The following is a 9,835-nucleotide window of genomic DNA, read 5'->3' as shown; positions in this document are numbered from 1 at the left end:
GCCTGGCAGCCGCGATACCCATGTGCAGGCGCTTGCACGAGCCGATGATGTCTACGGCGCTGCGTTCAACCGCGCCGGCCTGCTGCGCGTGGGTGCCCTGGACGAGCTGTTCACCGCCGCAGAGACCCTGGGCCGGCTGGGTACCTTCCCGGGCCGTCGGCTGGCCATCCTCAGCAATGGGGGGGGCGTCGGCCGGCTGGCCGTGGACCAGCTGGCCGCGCTGCGCGGAACCCTGGCGAACCTGTCCGACAGCACGGTCGAAAAGCTCGATGCGGTGCTGCCGCAGGGCTGGTCGCGCAGCAATCCGGTGGATATCGTGGTGGATGCCGATGGTGATCGCTATGCCGCGGCCATCGAGGCCCTGCTGGCCGACAACGAGAACGATGCGGTGATGGTGGTCAACGTACCGACGGCGTTCACCTCCTCGGCCGACGCCGCGCAGGCGCTGACCCGCACCCTCGGCCTGCGCCCGCGCCACCATCGTGACAAGCCGGTGTTCGCCGTGTGGCTGGGCAACGATGACCAGGCCACCGCCACGCTCAATGCGGCGCGCGTGCCGACCTATCCCACCGAAGCCGAAGCGGTACGTGGCTTCCAGCATCTGGTGCGCTATCGGGAAGCGCAGAACGCACTGATGGAAACCCCGCCGAGCCTGCCGCAGGACTTCAGCGTGGATGCGGCCGCGGCGCGCACGCTGGTCGAGGCCGCGCTGGCCAACGGCCAGCAGTGGCTGGACCCGTTGGCCACGCACGAGCTGCTGAAGGCCTATGGCATTCCCTCCGCGCCGGTGATGCATGCGCGCGACGCGCACGAGGCCATGGATCTGGCGCAGCCGCTGCTGGAGCGGGGTGCGACCGTCGCCTTGAAGGTCCTGTCACCGGACATCCCGCACAAGTCCGAAGTGGACGGCGTGCGCCTGAACCTGTCGACGCTGCCGGCGGTGCAGGCTGCGGCCAAGGCGATCCTGTCGCGTGCACGCCAGCTGCGCCCGGATGCACGCATCGACGGTCTGCTGGTGCAGCCGACCATCGTCCGCCCGAAAGCGCGTGAACTGATCGTGGGCATCGCCGATGACGCGACCTTCGGCCCGGTGATCGTGGTCGGTCGCGGCGGCACGGCGGTGGAGGTGATCAACGACAAGGCACTGGCCTTGCCGCCGCTGGATCTGCGCCTGGCCCACGAGCTGATCGGGCGTACCCGTGCGTCGCGGATCCTAAAGGCCTATGGCGATGTTCCCGCTGCCGATGAGCGCGCACTGGCCCTGGCGCTGGTGAAACTGGCGCAGCTGGCCGCCGACATTCCGGAAGTGCGCACGCTGGATATCAATCCGCTGCTGGTCGATGGCAAGGGCATTCTCGCTCTCGATGCACGCGTCGCCATCGCGCCTTCGCGCATCCTGCACAAGGGTCGCGGCCATCCGCGCTTCTCGGTGTTCCCGTATCCGAAGGAGTGGGAGCGCACCATCGAGCTGTCCGATGGCGGTCACGCCTTCGTGCGCCCGGTGCGCCCCGAGGACGACGCGCTGTTCCGCGCGTTCTTTGCCCGGGTCAGCGACGAGGATCTGCGCCTGCGCTTCTTCCAGTCGGTGAAGCACTTCAGCCACGAGTTCATCGCCCGTCTGACCCAGCTCGACTATGCGCGCTCGATCGCGCTGGTGGCCATCGAACCGCGCAGCGGCGAGATGCTCGGCGCCGTGCGCCTGCACGCGGATGCGGATTATCACCGCGGCGAGTACGGCATCCTGATCCGCTCCGACCTGAAGGGCCATGGCATCGGCTGGCGACTGATGGCGATCATGATCGAGTATGCGAAGTGGCTGGGGCTGCACGTGGTCGAGGGACAGGTGCTGCGCGAGAACAGCACCATGCTGGCGATGTGCCAGAGCCTGGGCTTCAAGACCCGGCTGGACCCGGACGACCCGACGGTGATGGTGGTGACCCTGCCGGTGCAGCAGGTGGACGTTCCCGAGGTACCGCCGGCGGCGTCGTAATGCAGCAGTGATCGTGGCATACCGTCCGTGCGGTTGCGACAATGCGGGCCATGACTGACCGCATCCCCTTGCTGCTGCTCCCCGGCCTGCTCAACGATGCCGAGCTGTGGCGCGCGCAGCTGGCCGACCTGGCCGATATCGCCGAGTGCAGCGTGGGCGACCAGACCCGCGGCGCGACCCTGCTGGCGGTGGCCGAGGATGTGCTGGCGCAGGCACCTGCGCGCTTCGCGCTGGCCGGGTTCTCGCTGGGAGGCTTCGTTGCCCAGCAGATCCTGCGCGTGGCACCGGAGCGGGTGCTGCGGCTGGCGCTGATCGATACCTCGATCCACGCCGATTCGCCGGAGCGTGCCGAGCAGCGTCGCAGCCAGCGCGCCAGCGTGCGCCTGCCCGGGAAGTTCCATGGATTCGGTGACGCCCTGATGCGCAGCTACATCGATGCCTCGCGGCTGGACGACTATGTACTGGTGCAGCGCGTGCGCGACATGACGGCGCGTCTTGGCGCGGAGGTGTTCCTGCGGCAGAGCGCGCTGGAACGTCGTGACGGCCACGATGTGCTGGCCGGATATCGCGATCCGCTGCTGATCGTGTGCGGTGCCAACGACCGCATCACGCCATTGGCGGTGAGCGATGAGATGCACGCGCTGGTACCGCACTCGCAGCTGGTGGTGGTGCCCGACTGCGGGCACCTGGCGCCGATGGAGAAGCCGGATGAGGTCAGTGCGGCGATGCGCGGGTGGCTGCTGCAGGACTGAAGGGCCCGCCGGGCATGGCCCGGCGCTACCTGTGGCGATCCGGTAGCGCCGGAGCGCGCCCGGCGGCCCCATCGCCATCGTCCGGTAGCGCCGGGCCGTGCCCGGCGGGCCCCATCGCGATTGTCCGGTAGCGCCGGGCCGTGCCCGGCGGCTTCGGCTCAGTCCCAGGCCGGTGCGATGCCTTCCGGATTGGCCAGCCGATGCCCGCGGTCGAGCCTGGCAATCTGTGCCATGTCCTCCTCCGTCAAACGGATGGCCGCCGCCTCCAGATTGGAGGCCAGATTCTCGCGCCGCGTCGAGGACGGAATCACCGCAAAACCCTGCTGCAGTGCCCATGCCAGTGCGATCTGTGCCGGCGTGGCCTGGTGGCGGCCGGCGATGGCCTGGATCACCGGGTCCTTGATGACTTCGCCATAGGCCAGGCTCATGTAGGCGGTGACAGGGATGCCGTTTTCCTGCAGGAACTTCACCAGCAGGCGATTCTGCAGGTACGGATGGATCTCGACCTGATTGGTGGCGATGGCGTCGGCACCGAGGATGCCGATCGCCTTGCGCGTCTGCGCGATGGTGAAGTTGGAGATGCCGATCTCCCTGGTGAGGCCCTCCGCCCTGGCTTCGGCCAGCGCCGGCAGGTACTCCTCCATCGGCACGTCGACCTTGTCGTTCGGTGAGGGCCAGTGGATCAGCGCCAGGTCGACATGGTCGGTGCGCAGCTTTTTCAGGCTGTCGTGCAGGCTGGCCAGCAGCGCATCGCGCTTGAACGCGGTGATCCAGACCTTGGTGGTCAGGTAGATCTCGTCACGCGGCACGCCGGATTCGGCGATGGCCTGGCCGACCTCGGCCTCGTTGTCGTAGATCTGCGCGGTATCGATGGCGCGGTAACCGACGTCCAGTGCGTTACGTACCGAGTCGATCACAGTCTGGCCTTTCAGGCGGAAGGTGCCGAGACCGAAAGCGGGGACAGTCATGGGGGAACTCCAGCTAATGGGGGGAAGGGCGCGGTAGATCCGCACAAGGGTAGGGCAGGGCCTGCATGCATGCCGGCAACGGTGCATTGCGCAGGCGTGGAGATGCGTCGGTAGTGAGCGGCGTCGTATCAGTGTGCGGTGATCGCGGTGCCCTCGGCGCGGTCGTCGATGCCGTCCCGACGGTCCAGGCGGCCGCTGAGCACGGTCAATGCATAGGCACCCACCACCACCAGCGCGCCCAGCCACGGCGTATGCATCAGGCCGACGTTCTCCACCACCAGGCCGCCCAGCGATGCGCCCAGGGCGATGCCGATGTTGAATGCAGCGATGTTCAGTCCGGATGCCACGTCGGTGGCCTGCGGCGCATGGCGCTGCGCCTGCTTGACCACATAGACCTGCAGTCCGGGCACGTTGCCGAAGGCCACCGCACCCAGGGCCAGCACCGTCAGCAACATCAACACCGTGTTGTAGGCGGTGAAGGTGAGCGCCAACAGGACCATGGCCAGCAGGGCGAAGATGCGCCTGAGCGCCGGAACCGGACCCATGCGGTCGGCCATGCGGCCGCCCCACAGATTGCCGATCGCCACCGACACGCCATACACCAGCAGCACCAGGCTGACCGCATTGGCCGAGAAGCCGGTGACGTCCTGCAGGATGGGCGCCAGGTAGGTGAAGGCCAGGAACGTGCCGCCGTAGCCCAGTGCCGTCATCGCGTAGACCAGCAGCAGGCGCGGCTGGGCCAGCACGGCCAGCTGCTGGCGGAAGCGGGCGGGCGCGCTCTGCGGCACAGTGCGCGGCACGAACAGCGCCGCGCCGACCAGGGCGATCACACCCAGGCCGGCCACGGCCAGGAAGGTCGCGCGCCAGCCCAGGTGCTGGCCGATGAAGGTGCCCAGCGGCACGCCGGTCACCAGTGCGACGGTCAGCCCGGTGAACATGATCGCGATCGCGCTGGCGGCCTTTTCTTTCGGCACCACCGCCGTGGCGATGATCGAGCCGATCGAGAAGAACACGCCATGGGCGAGGCCGGTCAGGATGCGGGCGACAATCAGCGAGGCGTAGCCCGGTGCCATCCAGGCGATGACGTTGCCCAGCGTGAACAGCGCCATCAGTGCCACCAGCAGGGTCTTGCGCGGCACGCGGCCGGTCAGCGCGGTCAGCACCGGCGCGCCGATGGCTACGCCCAGGGCGTACAGCGAGACCAGCAGGCCGGCCGAAGGCAGGCTGACCTGCAGGTCGGCGGCGATGGTCGGAATCAGGCCGACGATGACGAATTCGGTGGTGCCGATGGCGAAGGCGCCCAGGGTCAGCGCCAGCAGGGCGAGAGGAATGCCGCGGATCATGGCGGGCTCCGGAGGAAGGAAGGCGCGCAGTGTGCGCGGCCCACCTTTGCCGAAAAACCGATCTTCACGCCAATCACTCTTGCCTGGTGGTCAATAATGGCGCCATGAAGACCACCCTCGATGAAATGCAGGCCTTTCTGGCCGTGATCGACAGCGGTTCGATCAGTGCCGCCGCCGAGCAGCTGGGTCAGACCCCTTCCGGGGTGAGCCGGGCGCTGGGGCGGCTGGAGGACAAGCTGGGCACCACCCTGCTGACCCGTACCACGCGCCGGCTGCACCTGACCGCCGAAGGCGAGGCCTACCTGCGCCATGCACGGGCGATCATCGACGCGGTGGAGTCGGCAGAAGAGCAGATGGCGGCGCGCCGCGAGCGCCCGGCTGGACGCCTGCGGGTGGATGCGGCCATGCCGTTCGTGCTGCACGTGATCGTCCCCCTGGTGGCGGACTACCGCGCGCGATACCCGGAGGTGCAGCTGGAGTTGAACAGTTCCGAACGCTACATCGACCTGCTGGAACGACGCACCGACGTGGCCATCCGCATCGGCCCACTGGCCGACTCAACGCTGCACGCGCGCTCGCTGGGCCGCTGCCGGCTGCAGCTGCTGGCCAGCCCGGGCTACCTGGCCGAGCACGGTGAACCGGCCAGCGTGGCGGCGCTGGGTCAGCACACGCTGCTGGGATTCAATGAACCCGAATCGCTGAACCGCTGGCCCGTGCCGGGCGACGCCGACGGCCAGCTGCTGGTACGGCCGGACATCGCCGTATCCAGCGGCGAGACCCTGCGCCGGTTGGCGGTGGAAGGGGTGGGCATCACCTGCCTGTCGGACTTCGTCACCGAACGCGACCGTGCTGCCGGCACGCTGGTGCCGGTACTGGCTGCACAGACGCTGGATGTCTACCAGCCGATCCACGCCGTGTACTACCGCAACACGGCGGTCTCGGCGCGAATCAGCTCGTTCCTGGACCATCTCGGTGACGCGATGGTGCAGTCGGATTACCTGCGCTAGGCATGCCACGCTCGCCGGGCATGGCCCGGCGTTACCTGCGCGTTCCGCAGAGCCGGACCCATGCTCGGCTGCACAGGGTCCATGCAGTCCTTCAGGCCGCGCGCGCCAGCGCATCGCCGCTCGCCGCGGGGGGCGACAGATCGAACACATCCACCGCGTCCATCAACCGGTCCGCCTGCTGCTCCAGGCTGCGCGCGGCGGCGCTGGCCTCTTCCACCAGCGCGGCATTCTGCTGGGTCGCGCCGTCCATCTGCACCACGGTCTGGTTGACCTGTTCGATGCCTGCACTCTGTTCCTGCGACGCGGCGGAGATCTCGGCCATGATGTCGGTCACGCGCTGCACCGAGGCGACGATCTCGGCCATGGTCATGCCCGCCTGGCGCACGCGTTGTGCGCCATCGGCTACCTGGTCCACCGAGGTATCGATCAGCGTCTTGATCTCCTTGGCCGCATTGGCTGAACGCTGCGCCAGCGTACGCACCTCACTGGCCACCACGGCGAAGCCCCGGCCCTGCTCACCGGCACGCGCAGCCTCCACCGCTGCGTTCAATGCCAGGATGTTGGTCTGGAAGGCGATGCCATCGATCACGCTGATGATGTCGGCGATCTGCCGCGAAGAGGCCTCGATCGCCCCCATCGTCGCCACCACCTGCGTGACCACCTCGCCCCCCTGCGAGGCAACCTCGTGCGCGCCGATCGCAAGCTGGTTGGCCTGGCGGGCGTGCTCGGCGTTCTGGCGCACGGTGGAGGTCAGTTCCTCCATCGATGCTGCCGTCTCCTCCAGGTTGGCAGCCTGCTGCTCGGTGCGGCGCGACAGGTCGTTGTTGCCGGCGGCGATCTCGGCAGCCGCGGCATGGATGCTGCCCGAAGTGTGCTTGATGTCGGTGACGATGGTGGCCAGCTGCGCCGCAGTCGTGTTGGCATCGCCAGCGATGCGGGCGAACACGCCCTGGAAGCTGCCGTGCATGCGCGCGCCAAGCCGGCCATCGGCAATCGCGCGCAGCATCGTTGAGACCTCGCCGAGATTCTGCTCGGTGGTCTGCATGAGCTGGTTCAGGCCCTCCACCATCGCGCGGAAGTCATGCTCGAAGCGCGCGCTGTCACCGCGCTGGCTGAAATCGCCGGCCGCAGCGGCGGCGGCAAGGCGGCGGATCTCGCCGTTGATGGTGCCAAGGTTGGCCTTGGCAGTATCCAGCGCTTCGGTGATGACGGCCTTCTCGCCTGGCAGGCGCTCCATGTCCTCGCTGAGATCGCCCACCGCATAGCGGCCCATGATCGTGATCGCGCGCATCTTCACCCGGATGTGCGCGTCGACCAGCGCGTTGCTGTCGGCCACCATGGTTCCGAATGCGCCAGGGAAGGCGCTGGCATCCATGCGATAGCTGATCGAGCCGGCGTCATGCGCCTTCGCCATTGCCGCCTGCGCCTCGAGCACGCCGCCCACCGTGGCCTGCACGGCCTGCATGGCCTGCGCCAGCCGGCCCACTTCATCGCGGCTGCGAACCTGCACGACGTGCTGCAGGTCGCCAGCGGCCACGGCGCGCGCAGCCGCCTCCACCGCCAGCACCGGTTGCACCACCGCGCGGCGCAGCCACCAGGCCAGGCCCATCAGCAGCAGCGCAGCGGCGACCACGGTCAGCACCGCGCACAGCAGCAGCATCTGCCTTGCCTGCTGCGCGCGCGTGGCCACCGCGGCCTCGGCCACCCGGGTGGCCTGCGTGCTCAGCGCGTCCAGCGATGCGGCCACCGCGCGGTCCTTGCCCCGCACCAGGGTATCGCCGGCAGTGGCATCGTAGCCGGCAGCAGCAAACGCCTGCAGGGCAGCGTGATAGTCCTTCTGCAGCTGCGCGTGCAGGCCAGCGAAGGCGAGGGCGAGCTCGCGCGTACGCGAATCGGGGCTGCTGGCCAGCCCGCGTGCCAGTCCATCGACGATTCTGCCTTCGCTGTCGAATGCATCCAGATGACGCTGGCGCAGGACCGGATCGTGGCCCCGCAGCAGCACGTTCTTCCATTCCTGCACCTGGCCACGGAACTCGCGCTGCAGGCGTTCGGCATCGCGGCCATGGGCGACTTCGGCAGGCACCTCGGCAGACAGCTTCAGCCAGGCCGACGCCAGGCCGGCCAAGGCACACAGCAGGATGACGGCGAGGCCAAGGGATACAGCGCCGAGCAGCTTCGTCTGCAGTCGCGGCGCATGGGGAGAGGCATTCATGGGGCGAGATCTCGGAAGGGGGGCGATGCGGTATCGACCTGATCTCGCGTGCTCTGAAGTGCGATAAGGATCACATTATCGTTTCGTTCAACGAGGTGAAGGAAATGTTTCACAGGACAGATGTGTCCATATGGAACGAAACAGGACGCTCGACAGGGGATATAAATGTAACTATTGTTGTTACATGAAATCCTCGAACCCGCTTTCCGACGCGCTGCACGTGATGGCCCATCTCGTGGGCCAGCAGGGGCCGCGCACCTCCGAACAGCTGGCCATGTGCCTGCCGACCCATCCGGTGGTGATCCGCCGGCTGCTGGCACAGATGCACAAGGCCGGGTTGGTGCGCAGCACACGCGGGCACGGCGGTGGCAGCCAGCTGGCGCGCGATGCGACCCGCATCACGCTGCACGACATCTACCTGGCGGTCGGCGCACCGCCGCTGGTGCAGATCGGCACACGCGGCGCAGGTCGTGGCTGCCCGATCCAGCAACTGGTCGATTCGGCGCTGCTCGATGGTGCCCGCGAAGCGCAGCGATTGCTGGAACACCGCCTGCAGTCCACCACGCTCGACCAGCTCGGCGCGGAGTTCGCGCGCCACCTCGCCCATCACCGCACCCTGGAAGGACACCATGAATCCTGAAGTGATCATCGTCGGCGGCAGTTACGCCGGCATCGCCGCGGGCCTGATCCTGGCCCGCGCACGCCGCGCGGTCACCGTCATCGACGCCGGCCTGCCCCGCAACCGTGCGGCCAGCCATTCGCACGGCGTCCTCGGCCTGGACGGCATCAGTGGTGCCGAGCTGTTGAAGACGGCGCGCCAGCAGCTGCTGGACTATCCCAGCGTGCGCTGGATCCATGCCGAGGCCGCGCACGCCACCGCCAGCCCCGACGGTGTCGAGGTCCGCACCGCGGATGGCCAGGTGCTGGCCGCACGCAAACTGCTGCTGGCCAGTGGCATCAGTGACCAGCTGCCGGACCTGCCCGGCCTGGCCGAGCGCTGGGGCAGCACCGTGCTGCATTGTCCCTACTGCCATGGCTACGAAGTCGGCGGCGGAGCGATCGGCGTGCTCGGCGGCCATCCGATGTCGGCCGGCAAGGCACCGCTGTTCGCCGACTGGGGCAATGTCACCTTCTTCAGCCAGGCGGGGGAGATCAGTGAGGAGGAACGCGTGGCCATGCAGCAGCGTGGCGTGCAGATCGAGATCTCGCCGGTGATTGCCGTGCAGGGCGACCAGCCGACCTGGCTGGAAGTGGAACTGGCCGATGGCCGTCGCATCGCCCAGCGCGCGCTGTTCGTTCCAGCCACCCAGGCGATGGCCACGCCGCTGGTGCAGCAGCTGGGCTGCGCGCTGGTCGAAAGCCCGCTGGGCGTGCTGATCGAGGTGGACGCGATGAAGCAGACCTCGGTGCCGAACGTGTACGCCGCAGGCGACGCGACCACGGTCGGCAATATCACCCTGGCCGCCGCCGAAGGGGTGCGTGCCGGGATCGGCGTGCATCACGCGCTGGTCAGCGAAGACAGCATCGGGTGACGGAAAGGGCCGGATTCCGCTCTCTTGAACG

General features: G+C 68.2%; 8 protein-coding genes. 5 read left to right on the top strand and 3 right to left on the bottom strand.

Going from position 1 to position 9,835, the window contains the following annotated elements:
- A partial coding sequence (locus tag AC06FB_RS16220) for a bifunctional acetate--CoA ligase family protein/GNAT family N-acetyltransferase (protein ID WP_478053892.1) occupies positions 1-1,990 on the top strand: 1,990 nt, incomplete at its 5' end.
- A gap of 50 nt (positions 1,991-2,040) precedes the next feature.
- On the top strand, positions 2,041-2,742 hold the full coding sequence (locus AC06FB_RS16215; RefSeq protein ID WP_164150460.1) for an alpha/beta fold hydrolase: 702 nt from the start codon (positions 2,041-2,043) through the stop codon (positions 2,740-2,742).
- Between the two features lie 158 nt (positions 2,743-2,900).
- Here the strand turns inward: AC06FB_RS16215 and dkgB are convergent, their stop codons facing one another.
- Both dkgB and AC06FB_RS16205 read right to left on the bottom strand, forming a co-directional pair.
- Positions 2,901-3,710 carry a 2,5-didehydrogluconate reductase DkgB gene (gene dkgB, locus AC06FB_RS16210; protein WP_478053891.1) on the bottom strand — a complete coding sequence of 270 codons (810 nt, stop codon included), beginning with the start codon at positions 3,708-3,710 and terminating at the stop codon, positions 2,901-2,903.
- A gap of 128 nt (positions 3,711-3,838) precedes the next feature.
- On the bottom strand, positions 3,839-5,053 hold the full coding sequence (locus AC06FB_RS16205; RefSeq protein WP_193396721.1) for an MFS transporter: 1,215 nt from the start codon (positions 5,051-5,053) through the stop codon (positions 3,839-3,841).
- A 104-nt stretch (positions 5,054-5,157) separates the two neighbouring features.
- Here AC06FB_RS16205 and AC06FB_RS16200 point away from each other — a divergent pair, with 104 nt between their 5' ends.
- Positions 5,158-6,060: a LysR family transcriptional regulator gene (locus AC06FB_RS16200; protein WP_065181435.1), complete on the top strand. Its 903-nt coding sequence runs from the start codon at positions 5,158-5,160 to the stop codon at positions 6,058-6,060.
- 91 nt (positions 6,061-6,151) lie between these two features.
- Here AC06FB_RS16200 and AC06FB_RS16195 read toward each other — a convergent pair whose 3' ends face one another.
- Entirely contained in the window at positions 6,152-8,272 is a 2,121-nt protein-coding gene (locus tag AC06FB_RS16195) for a methyl-accepting chemotaxis protein (RefSeq protein WP_277381196.1), read from the bottom strand.
- Positions 8,273-8,456: 184 nt separating this feature from the next.
- Here AC06FB_RS16195 and AC06FB_RS16190 point away from each other — a divergent pair, with 184 nt between their 5' ends.
- Both AC06FB_RS16190 and AC06FB_RS16185 read left to right on the top strand, forming a co-directional pair.
- The gene (locus tag AC06FB_RS16190; protein ID WP_065181437.1) at positions 8,457-8,912 is read left to right on the top strand and encodes an Rrf2 family transcriptional regulator; all 456 of its coding nucleotides are present in this window, start codon (positions 8,457-8,459) and stop codon (positions 8,910-8,912) included.
- Positions 8,902-9,804 (top strand): NAD(P)/FAD-dependent oxidoreductase, encoded by a 903-nt coding sequence (locus AC06FB_RS16185; RefSeq protein ID WP_065174286.1) that lies wholly within the window; start codon positions 8,902-8,904, stop codon positions 9,802-9,804. Before AC06FB_RS16190 ends, AC06FB_RS16185 begins: the two co-directional genes overlap by 11 nt.
- Positions 9,805-9,835: the final 31 nt, after the last annotated feature.

It is taken from the genome of Stenotrophomonas sp. Steno-C15, assembly GCF_056393265.1.
This window is presented reverse-complemented; position numbering and strand designations above follow the sequence as displayed.